At 59.1% G+C, this 15,634-nt stretch carries 17 protein-coding genes and 1 pseudogene; 5 read left to right on the top strand and 13 right to left on the bottom strand.

The annotated features are described in order from the left end of the window. Positions 1–24: 24 nt before the first annotated feature. A complete protein-coding gene (locus ACYZT3_RS20155) occupies positions 25–2,598 on the bottom strand; it encodes an autotransporter family protein (RefSeq protein WP_462030562.1) in 2,574 nt (857 codons plus the stop codon). Positions 2,599–2,803: 205 nt separating this feature from the next. Here ACYZT3_RS20155 and ACYZT3_RS20160 point away from each other — a divergent pair, with 205 nt between their 5' ends. After that, positions 2,804–3,628, top strand: a complete 825-nt coding sequence (locus ACYZT3_RS20160; RefSeq protein WP_282377529.1) for an ion transporter — start codon at positions 2,804–2,806, stop codon at positions 3,626–3,628. A gap of 103 nt (positions 3,629–3,731) precedes the next feature. After that, positions 3,732–4,730, top strand: a complete 999-nt coding sequence (locus ACYZT3_RS20165; RefSeq protein ID WP_282377528.1) for a sulfate ABC transporter substrate-binding protein — start codon at positions 3,732–3,734, stop codon at positions 4,728–4,730. Positions 4,731–4,992: 262 nt separating this feature from the next. Here ACYZT3_RS20165 and ACYZT3_RS20170 read toward each other — a convergent pair whose 3' ends face one another. Together ACYZT3_RS20170 and ACYZT3_RS20175 are read right to left on the bottom strand one after the other, a co-directional pair. After that, positions 4,993–5,397 carry a type II toxin-antitoxin system HicB family antitoxin gene (locus ACYZT3_RS20170; RefSeq protein ID WP_282377527.1) on the bottom strand — a complete coding sequence of 135 codons (405 nt, stop codon included), beginning with the start codon at positions 5,395–5,397 and terminating at the stop codon, positions 4,993–4,995. Further along, positions 5,397–5,609 (bottom strand): type II toxin-antitoxin system HicA family toxin, encoded by a 213-nt coding sequence (locus ACYZT3_RS20175; RefSeq protein WP_462030563.1) that lies wholly within the window; start codon positions 5,607–5,609, stop codon positions 5,397–5,399. The genes ACYZT3_RS20170 and ACYZT3_RS20175 overlap by 1 nt, the downstream gene beginning before the upstream one ends. 338 nt (positions 5,610–5,947) lie before the next feature. Here ACYZT3_RS20175 and ACYZT3_RS20180 point away from each other — a divergent pair. Then, positions 5,948–6,094 (top strand): annotated as a pseudogene (locus ACYZT3_RS20180) (SDR family oxidoreductase); the annotation flags it as partial. A 43-nt stretch (positions 6,095–6,137) separates the two neighbouring features. Here ACYZT3_RS20180 and ACYZT3_RS20185 read toward each other — a convergent pair. The 10 genes from ACYZT3_RS20185 to ccmA form a co-directional block, all read right to left on the bottom strand. Beyond that, complete coding sequence (locus ACYZT3_RS20185; protein WP_282377525.1) at positions 6,138–6,542, bottom strand: hypothetical protein; 405 nt, start codon at positions 6,540–6,542, stop codon at positions 6,138–6,140. Positions 6,543–6,556: 14 nt separating this feature from the next. Next, on the bottom strand, positions 6,557–7,759 hold the full coding sequence (gene ccmI, locus ACYZT3_RS20190) for a c-type cytochrome biogenesis protein CcmI (RefSeq protein WP_282377524.1): 1,203 nt from the start codon (positions 7,757–7,759) through the stop codon (positions 6,557–6,559). Next, positions 7,752–8,225, bottom strand: a complete 474-nt coding sequence (locus ACYZT3_RS20195; RefSeq protein WP_282377523.1) for a cytochrome c-type biogenesis protein — start codon at positions 8,223–8,225, stop codon at positions 7,752–7,754. Before ACYZT3_RS20195 ends, ccmI begins: the two co-directional genes overlap by 8 nt. Continuing rightward, a complete protein-coding gene (locus tag ACYZT3_RS20200; protein ID WP_282377522.1) occupies positions 8,222–8,758 on the bottom strand; it encodes a DsbE family thiol:disulfide interchange protein in 537 nt (178 codons plus the stop codon). Before ACYZT3_RS20200 ends, ACYZT3_RS20195 begins: the two co-directional genes overlap by 4 nt. Further along, complete coding sequence (locus ACYZT3_RS20205; RefSeq protein ID WP_282377521.1) at positions 8,755–10,758, bottom strand: heme lyase CcmF/NrfE family subunit; 2,004 nt, start codon at positions 10,756–10,758, stop codon at positions 8,755–8,757. The genes ACYZT3_RS20200 and ACYZT3_RS20205 overlap by 4 nt, the downstream gene beginning before the upstream one ends. Before the next feature lie 3 nt (positions 10,759–10,761). Then, positions 10,762–11,217, bottom strand: a complete 456-nt coding sequence (ccmE, locus tag ACYZT3_RS20210) for a cytochrome c maturation protein CcmE (protein WP_282377520.1) — start codon at positions 11,215–11,217, stop codon at positions 10,762–10,764. After that, positions 11,214–11,390, bottom strand: coding sequence for a heme exporter protein CcmD (gene ccmD / locus ACYZT3_RS20215; protein WP_008145547.1), 177 nt, complete (start codon positions 11,388–11,390; stop codon positions 11,214–11,216). The genes ccmE and ccmD overlap by 4 nt, the downstream gene beginning before the upstream one ends. Beyond that, entirely contained in the window at positions 11,387–12,142 is a 756-nt protein-coding gene (locus ACYZT3_RS20220) for a heme ABC transporter permease (RefSeq protein WP_282377519.1), read from the bottom strand. The genes ccmD and ACYZT3_RS20220 overlap by 4 nt, the downstream gene beginning before the upstream one ends. A gap of 82 nt (positions 12,143–12,224) precedes the next feature. After that, entirely contained in the window at positions 12,225–12,893 is a 669-nt protein-coding gene (gene ccmB / locus ACYZT3_RS20225) for a heme exporter protein CcmB (protein ID WP_090188533.1), read from the bottom strand. Continuing rightward, entirely contained in the window at positions 12,890–13,525 is a 636-nt protein-coding gene (ccmA, locus tag ACYZT3_RS20230) for a cytochrome c biogenesis heme-transporting ATPase CcmA (RefSeq protein ID WP_282377518.1), read from the bottom strand. Before ccmA ends, ccmB begins: the two co-directional genes overlap by 4 nt. Before the next feature lie 198 nt (positions 13,526–13,723). On the opposite strand from ccmA, the gene fliK reads away from it, so the two are divergent. Next, on the top strand, positions 13,724–15,298 hold the full coding sequence (gene fliK, locus ACYZT3_RS20235; protein WP_462030564.1) for a flagellar hook-length control protein FliK: 1,575 nt from the start codon (positions 13,724–13,726) through the stop codon (positions 15,296–15,298). Continuing rightward, positions 15,295–15,624, top strand: a complete 330-nt coding sequence (locus ACYZT3_RS20240) for an EscU/YscU/HrcU family type III secretion system export apparatus switch protein (RefSeq protein WP_462030565.1) — start codon at positions 15,295–15,297, stop codon at positions 15,622–15,624. The genes fliK and ACYZT3_RS20240 overlap by 4 nt, the downstream gene beginning before the upstream one ends. Positions 15,625–15,634 lie beyond the last annotated feature (10 nt).

A 15,634-nucleotide genomic window follows, 5' to 3' on the forward strand; every position in this document is an offset into this window, starting at 1 on the left:
CGCGAACCGTTGCAATCCAGTCGATCAAAAAGCGTAGCGCGCTTCAAGGGTAAAGGTGTCGGCGTTAAAACCGGTCTTCGCTTGATAGCTGTAATGGGTCCCCAAGGTTAGAGCATCAATTTGATACTTCACTCCTATGCGACCTTCATAACTATCACGCACCGGACTGGCTCCCGCGACAATGAACGGCGAGCCCCCCAAGGTGAAACTGGAGGTCTGATTGATCTGGTCACCGATGAAGTCATGGTAAGCCATCACGCTCGCTTCAGGTGTAAGGGTGCCATTGAGCAATGGCACGTCAGCGGCCATTCGCAACCCGGCACCCAGCTCGCCAATTTCGAAGCGCTGGGCATTGGAGTGCAGGGCGGCCGAAGAGCCATGCTCATTAAAACTGTCCAGCTGAATATTGGTGTAACGTGCGGCGACGCGCGGCTCGATAATCAGTTGGTCGGTGAGTTTGAAGGTGTAACCGCTCAAGGCGTTGAGGGCCCACGCGTCACTGTTGTAGCTGGCCTTGGCCACGCTGTCGGCGACATAACGTTTGCTGTCATTGTCATTGCGCCCGTAACTGAGGCTGCCATCGACAAACCAGTTGCGCAGATCCCAGCTACCGTACAGCGTCAATGCGCTGCCCTGTACACCGGTTTTATTTCCGGTATCGGAGGTGACGTTAGTGTTCAGATAGGAATAGGCCAGACCCACGGTGGAGTTGGCATTCAGCTTGCCATCCGCCCCGACGGCAATACCGCTGCTGTTGGCCGAATAACCGGCGACCGCATCACGATTGTCCTGATCCTGGTTGCTGCTCAAACCCTGAATCCATACGCCGGTATCTGCCAGCGAATCCCCTGATGAGAGCCCCGAGCGCAGACCGGACACGCGGTTGCCGATCGCTCCATTCATCATCGCCTGACCCGACACTGCCGCATTAACAGCCCCACCGCTGACTTCCGGAGCCAGTTGCTCACCGAGCTTTGCCAGTTCCTCTTGGGAGGAGGCGTTGGCAAAGGCTTTGAAGACCGCATCATCACTGTTCAATTGTCCCAGCGGGCCATTCTTGAAGCGATTGAGGATCTCGCGGGTGCTGCTGGAGGTGCCGATGCTCCCCTGCTCTTCATCCACCTGACTGTCACTTTTCAGTGTGACCAGTGCGTTGACGGTCTGAGCATTGGTTGTATAGCTGGCGACGTTCAACAACGAGGACGAACTGGTGACGCTCAACCCGTTGTTCTGCAGGCTACTGGCCTTGACCAGTGTGTATTGAGTGCCGGCAGCGGTCGGCGTGAAATCACCTAGTTTAGCATTCAACGTCACTCTGGAGGAGTGGGCGAAGGTGGCCTTGCCGTCCACCGTCAAATAAGGCGTACCGGGTGTGACGCGATCCGAAAGCAACATATCGATGCCACTGTTGGCACCGACGCTCAGGTCACCGGTAATTTCGACCCCCTGGTTCTGAAGGTTTAGAGATCCCGAAACGATGGAAACCGTGCTGTCGATTTTGCTACCGGTGTAATTGGCCTGACCAGCCACATTCACCCCATTGAGGTTGAGCAGATCGCCCTTGATCGCACCGCCGGCCCAGTTCAGTTGCGCCAACCCTGCGCCATCGATGGCCGCCGCATGATTACTGCGAATTTCGCCACCTTGCTGGTTGATCTCGAACGCTGATGTCTGGTCCGCATCGACCCGGATCGCAACACCGTCTGCAGTGATATTGCCGGAGTTGATAATGCCCCGAGCGCCAGCCACAGCATTCTGCGTGAAAGTAGCACCGCCGAGTTTGATGCCCACGGCGTCTTCACCCGATGCCTCAATAGTCCCGGTGTTGAGCAAATGATCGACTGAACCCTCCAAAAACCCGATAGCCGCGGAGTTCTTGCCAACGCTTAGGATCGAGCCGCTGTTCTCGATCCTCAACGCGCTGGTTTGGGTCTCGACGTGAAAAGCGGAGGCGTTCTGACCCGTGGCTCGAATCGTTCCTGAGTTGAGAAGCCTGCCGGCGATGCTCACGGGATGTCCGGAATGGGAATCCAGAATCAGCCCCACGGCATAGTTACCCTGCACATCGACAACACCACTGTTGATCAGATCGCCGCCAATAGTGGTCCCATGGAGGTAGATACCCTCAGGCTCGCCATAGATATTGGCTCCCAATGACTGGGTGATGGAGACAGTCCCGGCGTTGATGACATTACCGGTGATAGTGGTATTGGCGATCTCGATTCCCTCAGCGTTATTCACGTTGGAAAGAGAAAGCTTGCCGGCATTGATGAAGTCACCCTGAATGTTGCTGCCGCTGGAGTTGAGGAAACTGACATCCAGTCCGATCCCGGTCACCGTCGCGCCTTGAGCGTCGAAAGTGAAGTCGCCCCGGTTAATGAGTGAGCCCGCGACAGTGTTCTGGAAGAACGTGACACCCGTTTTGTCCGTGTTGCTCTGGCGGGTTCGTTGCCCGGTCAGGGTCAAGGTTTCACCAAGGGTTTGACCAGTCCAGTCCTTGAAACCCTGACTCAGGTCGTACTCGCTGGCAAATACCTGAGCGGTCGAAGCGCTGACAACCATTGCCAGCAGGCTTTTCTTGAAAAACTGACTATCCATATCGCTTCCGTGTGGTTCTGAAATCCAAGCCGCACATCAAAACAAGGGCTTTTGTTTCTGTGGGAAGTCGATATATCGACGAGAGAGTCAATTTCTTAAGCCATGAACGACTAGAACCGGCTGAACATGGCGGACTCGGCGTCCCGCTTGCGCAATCCTCGTCAATCACCCAGGCTTCTCTCTTTATCGGCTTGGGCAAGACCTAATGGAAAGTAACAACGACTGGCGCCATCGCCTCTACGTCATGATTTTCCAGAGCGACACAGTGGCCGGTCGGCGCTTCGACGGTATCCTGTTGTTGATCATCCTCGCCAGCATTGTGATCGTGATGCTCGACAGCATCGACTCCATTCACCAGAACTACGCCAACCTGCTGGCGTACATCGAGTGGGGCTTCACCGTTATCTTCGCCATCGAATACGGCCTGCGGCTGTACTGTTCGCCCAAACCATTGCGCTATGCGTTCAGCTTTTATGGGCTGGTGGATTTGCTGGCGATCGTGCCCGGTATCCTCGCGCTGTATTACGCCGATGCGCAGTACCTGCTGATTATCCGGATCATTCGGATGCTGCGGATTTTCCGCGTGCTCAAACTCAGCCCATACCTCAAGCAAGCCAACTATCTGATGTCCGCATTGCGCGGTAGCAAGCAGAAGATCGTGGTGTTTCTGGTCAGCGTCTGCACGCTGGTCACGGTGTTCGGCACGCTGATGTACGTGATCGAAGGCCCGGAACACGGCTTCACCAGCATTCCCAAAGGCATCTATTGGGCTATCGTCACGCTGACCACCGTGGGCTTCGGCGACATCGTGCCCAAGACGCCGTTGGGCCAGGTGGTCTCGTCGCTGGTGATGATCACCGGTTACTCAATCATCGCCGTGCCCACGGGAATTTTTACCGCCGAACTGGCCAACGCCATGCGTGGCGAGCAACTGCAACACGACTGCCCGGTGTGCAAGAAAAACAACCACGAACACGGCGCGGCATTCTGCTCGCAGTGCGGTAATCAACTGTTCAAGAAACGGGAATAAGCAAAGTGCTTTTTAATCTTTAAAGGACTATGCGAGCCCGGCTATAGTCGCTGGCAAATTGCCCCACTTTCTAAATAAAAACTTCTAGAACAAGGAATGCTCAGTGAAAAAACTCTTTGGCGCCTCACTTCTGGCCGCTGGCCTGGCACTGACCAGCGTGGCTCAGGCCGCACCGACCCTGCTCAACGTTTCTTACGACGTGATGCGCGATTTCTACAAGGACTACAACACTGCCTTCCAGAAACACTGGCAAGCCGAGCACAACGAAAACATCACCCTGCAGATGTCCTTCGGCGGCTCCAGCAAACAGGCGCGTTCGGTCATCGACGGCCTGCCGGCTGACGTCATCACCATGAACATGGCCACCGATATCAACGCCCTGGCGGACCACGGCAAACTCGTCCCGGACAACTGGGTCACCCGCCTGCCGAACAACAGCGCGCCGTTCACCTCGGCCACCGTGTTCATCGTCCGCAAAGGCAATCCGAAAGCCCTGAAAGACTGGCCCGATCTGCTCAAGGACGGTGTGCAGGTGATCGTGCCGAACCCGAAAACCTCGGGCAACGGCCGCTACACCTACCTCTCGGCCTGGGGCTATGTGCTGAAAAATGGTGGTGACGAAAGCAAAGCCAAAGACTTCGTCGGCAAGCTGTTCAAACAAGCGCCGGTCCTCGACACCGGTGGCCGTGCAGCCACCACCACGTTCATGACCAACCAGATTGGCGACGTGCTGGTGACCTTCGAAAACGAAGCGGAAATGATTGCGCGTGAGTTTGGTCGTGACCAGTTTGAAGTGATCTACCCGAGTGTTTCTGCTGAAGCCGAGCCGCCGGTGTCGGTGGTCGACAAAACAGTCGACAAGAAAGGCACCCGCGCGGCAGCTGAGGAATATTTGAAGTACCTGTGGTCGCCGGAAGGCCAGGAGATTGCGGCAGCGAACTACCTGCGTCCGCGTGATCCGGCGGTGCTGGCCAAGTACACCGATCGTTTCCCGAAAGTAGATTTCCTGTCGGTAGAGAAGACCTTTGGTGACTGGCGGACTGTGCAGAAAACTCACTTCAATGATGGTGGAATCTTTGATCAGATTTACAGCGGCCAGTAATTCCTGAGCCCAATGAAAAAGGCGACCTGAGTAGGTCGCCTTTTTTGTGGCTGCTAATGAGTTCACTCCTCGACGCACCGTTACATCGGTGACGTTACGCCGTCCTTGCCCGCGGAAATCGATTGGAGGAGAGAACATAAGCACGCTATCCAACAGGATGTAAGTACGTAACCGCTGAAAGCTTCGCGGGCAAGTCGGACCGCCGCACCGCTCGCTCCTACGGGATCGAGCTTGTCCACAAAGGGGATGTACCCAACTTCACTCAGTGTCGAACCAACTTCTCCATCGCCGCATCTGCCAGAAAGGAAGAGCGGCTTTTGACATTGTGCTCGCGCACATAACGATCGATACGCTGGATCACATAGCCGGGCAGCGTCACATTGACCTTCTCGGTTTTGCCCATGTATGGCGCGATGTCCAGCTCCAGCATTCCCCAGCCCATGTCGGCAAAGTCTGGATTTCCACGATGAGCAGCCGCAGAAGTCGGCATTGGAATCGACTCCCCGTCAGCCGCTATTTCCTGAAGCAGGATGTGGGCAATCTCGACCGCTGCGTTATAGGCGTCTTCAAACGTATCCCCGGCCGTTACGGCGCCTGGAATATCGGGGATCTGAATACCGATGGCGGTGTTCTCGTCGCCCCACTCGATACAGATTGGGTATTGCATTATGGATCTCCTGCGTAACTGGCTCCCGGGCAATGCAGCCCGGCTCGCCTCCTGATGCTTTTGACCGTCCCGATCGGTAAATCCTTTTTCGGATGAGGGACGGGGATCGTGTATGGGTTGTATCGGTGAGTGAAGATGTGATGGCTGCCGGTAATCCGATCCAGTGTCCAGCCCGCCTCCTCCAACTCCTTAATCAATAGCCTGCTCTGCACCACTCGCCTCCTTGCTCAGGCCCGAATAAAAGTAACCCTAGAGTTATCTTTATTCAAGCACAAAAGTGCGGGACGCGACGCTCGGTTGTTTTACAGAGTGTGATTCAAGGCACCTCCCACCAAAAATGAATCATTTTGCTCTGCGTAAGCCGTCACGCCGAGGTGAACCCGGATTACACTCAGCGACCTGAGCCTGAAGCGATGCGGGATGCGATTCGCGGCTAACCGATCAAATGCCGCCTGACTCGCGGCATGTTCTTTCAAGGAGTGTGCAATGACCCGACGTACCTTTCTCATCACCGGCGCCAGCAAAGGCATTGGCCGCGCGGTGGCCGAATCTGGCCCGCGTGCCGATGGGTCGGTTGGGGCAGCCGCAGGAGATCGCTGCGGCGATAGCGTTTTTGCTGTCCGAGCAGAGCGGCTTTATTACCGGGCAGACCTTGTTTGTCGACGGTGGCGCTTCGATAGGTAAAGCCGCGTTTTAACCAACAACACCAACCCCTGTGATCCTTTGATCACCGTTTCTGTTTACTGCCCGAATTGCCGTCCCAACCCACCCGGCACGCCCTGGATATCGGTGTCTTCCCATGGCCCGTTCGGGCTGATCGACCGGCTCCAGCCGTTGTTCCAGCGATAGTAGGTGCGCTGGCGGTAGAAAGTGTTGGTCTGATCATCGAGAACGTACACGCCGAGCTTGGCATCCCAATGGCTGTTGCCACCCGGCGGCGGCGCGAAGCTGGCGGAGGTACGTGGCAGCGGTTTGGCGGGCTTGGCCGGAATGCTCGGCTTGCCCGGCGTGGGTGACGTAGACGGCGTGGGTCTGGGCTGCGAGGGCGGGATCGGCGGCAGCCGCGTCGGCTCGGGCCGCTGGACCGCACAAGCGCTTAACCCCAAAACCAGACTGAGGAGGGTGATACGAGCGATGGCGGTCATGTTGGCGTGTCCTGTTATTTATCCGGGCTGTCGATGGTCAATTGTTGCGGCGCGGTGGTGCTGCTGGCCAGAGGCTGGCTGCGACCGATCCATTCGCCGGCAGTCGGTTGGCCGGCGCGGGAGATGCGCGCAACCAGTTGGACTTCAGGGAAGTTCGACAGTTTCAACTGCGGCATCATTGCATCGGCATCGCCCAGTTCGACGGTCGCCGGCAAGTCGGCCACGGTCAGGCGCTTGGCGGCCAGTGGTGCCGGTGGGCCTGAGGTGGCGCGGGCGAAGATGAATACGCTGTCGCCCGGCTGGACCTTGGCTTTCAGGTCTGGCGCCAGATCCACACGCACCTTCAGCAGCGCCGCGACCTTGGCCGCCGGCGCCTGAGCCACCTTGCCGCCGCTGGCGACAAGTTTCTCGGTGGCCCGAGTGATGCCGCCTTGCAGCGCAGCGCGGGAACTGTCTTCCGGCGGCAGTTGCGCCAGTAAGCGATTCCAGTAGTCGATGGCGTCCTGGTAACGCTCGCCTTCGAAAGCTGCGATGCCGAGCAGACCAAGGCTGGTGACTTCTTTCGGATCGGCTTTCAGCGCTTCGTCAGTCAAGGCCTGGACCTTGTCCGACCACTTCTTGCCGTCGGCGAAGTACTGGGCCTGAGCCCATTGGCCCAACAGTTCCGGCTGACGACCGGCCAGGCTCACCGTGCGTTCGAAGATCTTCGCCGCCTCGCCAGGACGGTCCTGGGCCATGTAAGTACGCCCCAGAAAGTACAAGCCCTCGGCCGAATCCGGTTGAGCGGCGACCGCGCGTTCCAGGCGACGGGTCATCTCTTCCATCGACTGTGGCGCCTGGGCGAATTCGCGGGTCAGTTCGACCTTGTCGCTGGCGCCAAAATGCAGGTACAAGCCAAGACCCAGCACCGGCACCAGAATCGCCGCCAGCAAGGGCCACGGTTTGCCCAGGCGGGACACGCGCGGCGCCTCGACGCCTTCGGTGTCGGCGAGCAATTCACGGGCGGCTTCGGCGCGGCCGGTGTCCATTTGCGCGGCATCGAGAACGCCCTCTTCCTGCTGAGTCTGCAACTCAGCCACGCGCTCCTGATACAGCGCGACGTTCAGGGCAGTACGATCCTCTTCAAGCTGCGCGCGACGACCACGCAGAACGGGAATCAGCAGAAAACTCAGGGCAACCAGAAGTAGCAGACCTGCAGCGAGCCAGAAATCAATCATTCTTGGTTTTATCCAACAGGTGGTCGAGGCGCTCGCGCTCCTCGGCAGAAAGCTCATCCTTGGTGTCAGTGCGTTGCACGCGACGACGGCGGACGATCACGGCGATGATCACAAAACCACCCAGCAGCAGGCCGGCAGGGCCGAACCAGAGCACAGCAGTCTTGGCGTTCAGAGCAGGTTTGTAGCGGACGAAATCACCGTAGCGGTCGACCATGAAGTCGATGATCTGTTGATTGTCCTTGCCCTCGCCGAGCATGCGAAAAATCTCTTTGCGCAGGTCGGCGGCGATCGGTGCGTTGGAATCGGCGATGTCCTGATTCTGACACTTGGGGCAACGCAGCTCTTTGGTCAACTCGCGAAAACGCTCACGGTCACTTTCTTTGGCGAACTCGTAGGTGTCGATGGCCGCGTGCGCCACGCCGGCCATGCTCAAACCCAATACCGCGGCGGCTATCCAGCGCTTCATGGCTTGGCCTCATCGACCAGCGCCTGATACTTGGCCGCCAGTTTTTCGCGCCAGACCTGTTCGTCGATCACGCCAACGAATTTGTCGCGGATGATGCCCTTGGCGTCGATGAAGAAGGTTTCCGGCGCACCATAAACGCCAAGGTTCAGGCCCAGGGTGCCTTCATCGTCACGGATGTCCAGCTGATACGGATTGTGGAATTCGTCCAGCCACTTCAACGCATCCGCGTTGACGTCCTTGTAGTTGATGCCGTAGATCACCACACCCTGCTTGGCCAGTTTGTTCAGCACCGGGTGCTCGACCCGGCAGGAAATGCACCAGGTGCCCCAGACGTTGACCAGTGCCGGTTTGCCTAGAATGTCCGCCCTGGTCAGGGTCTTGTCGCCCTGCACGGCCGGCAGGGAAAACTCCGGGAATGGCTTGTTGATCATCGCCGAGGGCAACTCGGCCGGGTCCAGGAACAGACCGCGATAAAGGAAAACAGCCACCACCAGAAAAATCACCAGTGGTAACAGCATTAACCAACGTCTCATGCCGTGGCTCCCGTCATGCCCAGTGCTTCACGCACACGGCTTTTCACCTTGACCCGGTAACGCCGATCCATAGCCGCCAGCAGCCCGCCGAGACCGGTGAGCAGACCACCGAACCAGATCCAGCGCACGAACGGTTTGACGTGGACACGAACGGCCCAGGCGCCGTCGCCCAATGGTTCGCCGAGTGCGACGTAGAGGTCACGGGTGAAACCGGCGTCGATCCCCGCTTCGGTCATCACCGAGTTCTGCACGGTGTACAAGCGTTTTTCCGGGTGCAGCACGCTGACTTCCTTGCCGTCGCGGATCACCCGTACGGTGCCCTTGTCGGACGTGAAGTTCGGGCCTTCGAAGTGCTTGGCGCCTTCGAACACAAAGTGGTAACCACCCAGGGCCATGGACTCGCCCGGCGCCAGACGCAGGTCGCGCTCGGCGCTGTTCTGGCTCGACAGCACGACACCGAGGGCGCACACGGCGATGCCGAGGTGAGCGACTTGCATGCCCCAATAACTGCGGGTCAGGGTCGGCAGGCCTTTGATCAGGCCTTTGTGGCGAGTTTTGTCGAAGATGTCACGCACGCCGGCCAGCAAGACCCAAGCCGCGAGCATGAAAGTCGCGATCACCGCCCAGTTGAAATCGCCATAAGCGACGCCAGCCACCACCGCCAGCGCGGCGCTGCCGAGCAACACCGGGGTCAGCATGCTCAACAGCCATTTGACCGGGGTGTCTTTCCAGCGCACCAACATGCCGACCGCCATCACCATCATCAGCAAGGCCATCAACGGAATGAACAGCGCGTTGAAATACGGCGGGCCAACCGACAGCTTGGCGCCGGTCATCGCATCGAGAATCAGCGGATACAAGGTGCCCAGCAGGATCATCGACGCCGCCACCACCAGCACCAGGTTGTTACCCAGCAGCAGGGTTTCCCGGGACCAGAGATTAAAGCCTACGTGACTCTTCACCACTGGAGCGCGCAGGGCAAACAGCGTCAGCGAGCCGCCGACCACAAACAGCAGGAAGATCAGGATGAACACACCGCGCTCAGGGTCGGACGCAAACGCGTGAACCGACGTCAGCACGCCGGAACGCACCAGGAACGTACCCAGCAAGCTCAACGAGAACGCGGCGATGGCCAGCAACACGGTCCAGCTCTTGAACACGCCACGTTTTTCCGTGACCGCCAACGAGTGAATCAGCGCCGTGCCGACCAGCCATGGCATGAAGGATGCGTTTTCCACCGGGTCCCAGAACCACCAGCCGCCCCAGCCGAGTTCGTAGTAGGCCCACCAGGAGCCCAACGTGATGCCGATACCGAGGAAGGCCCAGGCGACGATGGTCCACGGACGGGACCAGCGCGCCCACGCCGCATCAAGACGACCGCCCAGCAGCGCAGCGATAGCGAAAGCGAAGGCCACGGAGAAACCGACATAGCCCATGTACAGCATCGGCGGGTGAACGATCAGGCCGATGTCTTGCAGCAAGGGATTGAGGTCACGGCCGTCCGCAGGAATTTGCGGCAGGATCCGTGCAAACGGGTTGGACGTGAGGATCAGGAACAGCAGGAAACCGGTGCTGATCATGCCCATCACCGCCAGTACGCGAGCCAGCATCACTTGCGGCAACTGCCGGGAGAACACCGACACCGCGAAGGTCCAGCCGCCGAGAATCAACGCCCAGAGCAGCAACGAACCTTCGTGAGCGCCCCACACCGCGCTGAACTTGTAGTACCACGGCAACGCACTGTTGGAGTTGCTGGCGACGTAGGCGACGGAGAAATCGTCGGCCATGAAGGCGTAAGTCAGGCAACCGAAGGCAAACAGCAGAAACGCGAATTGCCCCCAGGCGGCCGGTTGGGCCAGGCTCATCCACAAACGGTCACCGCGCCAGGCACCGAGCAACGGCACGATGGCCTGAACCAGCGCGAAACACAGCGCCAGAATCATCGCCAGGTGGCCCAATTCGGGGATGAACAGCCCTGAACTATAAAGTGCAGAAGTCATCAATTAGCCCTCTTTGACGGGAGTGGGTGCCGACTGGCCGCTGTCTTTCAGGGCCTTGGTCACTTCCGGTGGCATGTACTTTTCATCGTGCTTGGCCAGTACTTCGTCGGCCACCACCACGCCGTCTGCGTTGATTTTGCCCAAGGCAACGATGCCCTGCCCTTCACGGAACAGGTCCGGGAGGATGCCGCGGTAGCTGATGGTCACGGATTTGCTGAAGTCGGTGACAATGAATTTCACGTCCAGCGAATCACCGGAACGTTGCAGCGAACCTTTCTCGACCATGCCGCCCGCGCGGATGCGCGTGTCTTGCGGGGCTTCGCCGTTGGCGATCTGGGTCGGGGTGTAAAACAGATTGATGTTCTGCTGCAGGGCGCTCAGGGCCAGACCGACAGCAGCGCCGACACCGACCAGGATCGCGAGAATGATGATAAGACGCTTTTTGCGCAGCGGATTCACTTGCCGTTCTCCCGGCGCAGACGACGCGCCTCTTGTTGCAGATACCGCTTGCGGGCCAGGATCGGCGCCGCCACGTTGAGGGCCAGCACTGCCAGGCAGATGCCATAGGCTGACCAGACATACAGGGCATGATGGCCCATGGCGAGGAAGTCGCCAAATGAAGCAAAACTCATCGCGCGGCCTCCAGACTGTTCTGCACTTCGGCCTTGACCCAACTGGCGCGGGCTTCGCGCTTGAGCACTTCAAGGCGCATGCGCAGCAGCAGCACCGCGCCAAAGAAACAGTAGAAACCCAGCACCATCAGCAGCAGTGGCAGCCACATCTCGGCCGGCATTGCCGGTTTTTCGGTGAGGGTGAAGGTCGCGCCTTGGTGCAGGGTGTTCCACCACTCCACCGAGTATTTGATGATCGGGATATTGATCACGCCGACAATCGCCAATACCGCGCAGGCCTTGGCGGCACTGTCACGATTGCTGATGGCGTTGCCCAGCGCAATGAGACCGAAGTACAGAAACAGCAGAATAAGCATGGACGTTAGTCGTGCATCCCAGACCCACCACGAGCCCCAGGTCGGTTTGCCCCAGATCGCCCCGGTGACCAGCGCCACCGCGGTCATCCAGGCACCGATGGGCGCCGCGCATTGCAGGGCGACGTCGGCCAGCTTCATCTTCCACACCAGCCCGACGATGCCGCACACGGCCAGCATCACGTAGACGGATTGCGCCAGCATGGCGGCGGGAACGTGGATATAGATGATGCGAAAGCTGTTGCCTTGCTGGTAGTCCGGCGGCGCGAAGGCCAGGCCCCAGACTACGCCAACGCCGATCAGCAGCAACGCCGCGACGCTCAGCCACGGCAGCAGTTTGCCACTGATGCCGTAAAACCATTTGGGCGAGCCGAGCTTATGAAACCAAGTCCAGTTCATTACTGTTTCCATCACGGTTGCTGCTCGATATCACGAAGCAGCCACAAAGGGTCTTTACTGGTTAAAATTTAACCAGACCTCATTATTCGCCGACGCTGATCTTCAGGCCAGCAGCTATTGCAAAAGGTGTCAGGGTTATCGCCAGGGCGGTCAGGCTACCAAGCCACAGGAGATAACCGGTCGCCGGCATGCCTTGCAATGCCGCCTGCAAGGCGCCACTGCCAAGAATCAACACCGGGATGTACAGCGGCAGAATCAGCAGCGCCAGCAACAGTCCGCCGCGTTTCAATCCCACCGTCAGGGCTGCGCCCACCGCACCGAGCAGGCTCAGCACCGGTGTACCCAGCAATAAAGAAAGCAGCAACACCGGCAGACAGGCGGTTGGCAAACCGAGCATCAATGCCAGCAGTGGAGCGAGCAAAACCAGTGCCAGGCCAGAGAAGGCCCAGTGTGCCAGTACCTTGGCCAATACCAGAAGAGGCAGGGGGTGCGACGAAAGGACCCACTGTTCAAGCGATCCATCTTCGAAGTCACTGCGGAAAAGCCCGTCCAGCGAGAGCAAAACCGATAAAAGGGCCGCTACCCAGACCAGTCCCGGAGACAAGGTTTGCAACAATTGAGACTCGGGGCCGACCGCCAACGGGAACAGGGAAACGACGATCGCGAAGAATACGAGCGGATTGGCCAGTTCCGCAGGACGGCGGAACAGCAAACGGGCCTCGCGGGCGACCAACAGGCCGAAAACACTCATACGGCCCAGTTCCCCAGATCAATGTCGCGATAGCCGGCCGGCATCCGGGTCAGCGTGTGGTGAGTGGTCAAGACCACCATGCCACCGCGCTCGCAGTGGGCGGCCAGGTGTTCTTCGAGTTGCGCCACGCCTTGTTTATCGAGCGCGGTGAACGGCTCATCGAGGATCCATAGCGGCGGGCTTTCCAGGTACAACCGCGCCAGCGCGACCCGGCGTTGCTGCCCGGCAGACAGCGTGTGGCAGGGAACATCCTCGAAACCGCGCAATCCGACAGCCGTCAGCGCTTGCCAGATCGCCTCATGGGAGGCCGGTTGATGCAGGGCGCAAAGCCAGCTCAGATTCTCTTCCGGCGTCAGCAGGTCTTTGATCCCGGCGGCATGGCCGATCCACAGCAGGTTGCGCGCCAGCTCAAAGCGTTGCTCGTTCAGTGGCTGGCCGTTGAGCAGTACGAGACCGGCGGTCGGCTGCATCAGACCGCAAAGCAGACGTAAAAGGCTGGTCTTGCCACTGCCGTTGGGGCCGCTGATTTGCAACATTTCGCCACTGGCCAGTCTCAATTCGAGATTTTCGAAGAGCAGCCGAAGGTCTCGCTCACAAGCAAGGGCAACGGTTTGCAGGACTGGACTGGTCAAGAGATCACGGGCCTTTACGGTTCAAGTCGGCAGCGGTGCGGCCGCTAAAGAGATGCAGGATAAATGCATTGGCGGCCCGTTCTAAGGAGCCAGATCAAGTTTTTGCAACTGTTTTCAGCGCTCCGGTTGCAACGGGGCCGCATTATACATGCCATGCCCTACTCTAAAGAGGGCAATTTCCTCAGGTTGTGACCGCGTATGACAGGCGAAATGAACATCCTCCCGCTACCGCAGAGCACGCCTGCGACTTCGCGGCCGCTGGTGGTGAGTGGCGATTTGCTCAAGCTTCTGACGCCCATGGAGGGCCTGATCACTGCCGGTCAGACTGCCCGGGCCGAAGTGCTGTCGCTCAAGCAGGCGGATCAGACCTTTCAACTGTTGCTCAAGGTCACCCTCGACAGCGGCCGTCAGACCACGGTCCAGGCCACCAGCACCCAACCGCTGCCTCAGGGCACCAGCCTGGCGATCACCCAGCCGTCGGCGGGTAATCTGGCCGTCACCGTGCAACAGGCCATCGCCTCCAGCGTTGCCACCCTCACCCGCATCGACACGGCGCAACTGCCCGTTGGCACCCTGCTGCAAGGCAAAGTGCTGACCTCTCAGGTGATGCCGCAGGTCCCGGGCCAGCCGACCGTGTTTCGCTCGATGGTGAGCTTGCTCAACACCGCGTTGAGCGGCAGCACCCTGAGCATCGACAGCCCGACACCGCTGCGCATCGGCACCTTGCTGAGCGCGCTGGTGCAGGACACTCAGACGCTGAAATTCATGCCGTTGAGCAGCCGTCAGGAACAATTGGCCGTCACGCAGCAACTGGTCAGCCAACAAAGCCGCCAAGGTTCGCTGGACGGCTTGATCAAGCTTCTGCAAAACCTGCCAGCATCGGACCAGACCTCAAGCGACCTGCGTGCCGCCGTCGACAAGCTGCTCGCCGGCCTGCCCGATGTTCGGCAACTCAGCACGCCCAAAGGCCTGGCCCTGGCGTTGGCCAATAGCGGAATGTTCCTGGAAAGCAAACTGCTCGCCGGACAGAACCCCACGCTCGCCCCGGACATGAAAGGCGATCTGCTCAAGCTGATCGCCCAACTGACGCCAGGCCTGCCGGCCAACACGAATCTCAACGCGATCATTGCCGCCAACACGCTGGCCCAGGTCATGCCGAGTTTCGTGCGCAGCGCCCTCGGCATGCTCGGGCAAGTCAGCGCCAAATCGCTACCGACTAGTTTCCCGCTCCCCGAACGCCTGTTGCAGAGCCAGGACGGTGAAAACGATCTGGAGCACCTGCTGCGTTTGGCGGCAGCGGCAGTTTCGCGCCTGCAAAGCCATCAACTGTCGAGCCTGGAACAGACCGGCGTCACTGACGACGGTCGGCTGATGAGCACCTGGCAGCTGGAAATCCCGATGCGCAACTTGCAGGACATCGTGCCGTTGCAGGTCAAGTTCCAGCGCGAAGAAGCCCCCGAGAAAGAACAACCAAAAGAACGCAATGAAGAACGTCCCCCGAAGCAACAGCTCTGGCGGGTCGATCTGGCATTCGACATGGAGCCGTTAGGCCCGCTGCAGATTCAGGCGCAACTGATCAAAGGCAGCTTGTCCAGCCAGCTGTGGGCCGAAAGACCGTACACCGCCAACCTGATCGAACGTCATCTGGCCGAACTGCGCCAGCGTCTGCTGGCGTCCGGCCTGAATGTCGGCGATCTGGATTGCCACCTCGGCACACCGCCGCAAGGCCCTCAAACCCGTCTCGAACAACGCTGGGTCGACGAAACCGCATGAGAAACCCCAACGCCCCGCGCCAAGCCATTGCCCTCAAATACGACGGCAGCCACGCCCCTACCCTCACGGCCAAGGGCGACGAAGCACTGGCCGAAGCCATTCTGAAGATTGCCCGCGATTATGAAGTGCCCATCTACGAAAACGCCGAGCTGGTGAAACTGCTGGCGCGGATGGAATTGGGGGAGAGTATTCCGGAGGAGTTGTATCGCACGATTGCGGAGATTATTGCGTTTGCGTGGAATCTGAAGGGTAAGTTTCCTGAGGGGCAAGATCCGGATGTGCCAATGGCGGAGAAGGACATCACCGAACGCGGCGAGGATTACTGACCCCAGGATT

It is taken from the genome of Pseudomonas sp. MDT1-16 (genome assembly GCF_054898115.1).

What these genes read in the sequence shown, in the direction of transcription:
- ACYZT3_RS20155 (WP_462030562.1), bottom strand. Translation starts at nt 2,598, where the DNA reads ATGGATAGTCAGTTTTTCAAGAAAAGCCTGCTGGCAATGGTTGTCAGC.
- ACYZT3_RS20160 (WP_282377529.1), top strand. Translation starts at nt 2,804, where the DNA reads ATGGAAAGTAACAACGACTGGCGCCATCGCCTCTACGTCATGATTTTC.
- ACYZT3_RS20170 (WP_282377527.1), bottom strand. Translation starts at nt 5,397, where the DNA reads ATGCAATACCCAATCTGTATCGAGTGGGGCGACGAGAACACCGCCATC.
- ACYZT3_RS20185 (WP_282377525.1), bottom strand. Translation starts at nt 6,542, where the DNA reads ATGACCGCCATCGCTCGTATCACCCTCCTCAGTCTGGTTTTGGGGTTA.
- ccmI (WP_282377524.1), bottom strand. Translation starts at nt 7,759, where the DNA reads ATGATTGATTTCTGGCTCGCTGCAGGTCTGCTACTTCTGGTTGCCCTG.
- ACYZT3_RS20195 (WP_282377523.1), bottom strand. Translation starts at nt 8,225, where the DNA reads ATGAAGCGCTGGATAGCCGCCGCGGTATTGGGTTTGAGCATGGCCGGC.
- ACYZT3_RS20200 (WP_282377522.1), bottom strand. Translation starts at nt 8,758, where the DNA reads ATGAGACGTTGGTTAATGCTGTTACCACTGGTGATTTTTCTGGTGGTG.
- ACYZT3_RS20205 (WP_282377521.1), bottom strand. Translation starts at nt 10,758, where the DNA reads ATGACTTCTGCACTTTATAGTTCAGGGCTGTTCATCCCCGAATTGGGC.
- ccmD (WP_008145547.1), bottom strand. Translation starts at nt 11,390, where the DNA reads ATGAGTTTTGCTTCATTTGGCGACTTCCTCGCCATGGGCCATCATGCC.
- ACYZT3_RS20220 (WP_282377519.1), bottom strand. Translation starts at nt 12,142, where the DNA reads ATGAACTGGACTTGGTTTCATAAGCTCGGCTCGCCCAAATGGTTTTAC.
- ccmB (WP_090188533.1), bottom strand. Translation starts at nt 12,893, where the DNA reads ATGAGTGTTTTCGGCCTGTTGGTCGCCCGCGAGGCCCGTTTGCTGTTC.
- fliK (WP_462030564.1), top strand. Translation starts at nt 13,724, where the DNA reads ATGACAGGCGAAATGAACATCCTCCCGCTACCGCAGAGCACGCCTGCG.
- ACYZT3_RS20240 (WP_462030565.1), top strand. Translation starts at nt 15,295, where the DNA reads ATGAGAAACCCCAACGCCCCGCGCCAAGCCATTGCCCTCAAATACGAC.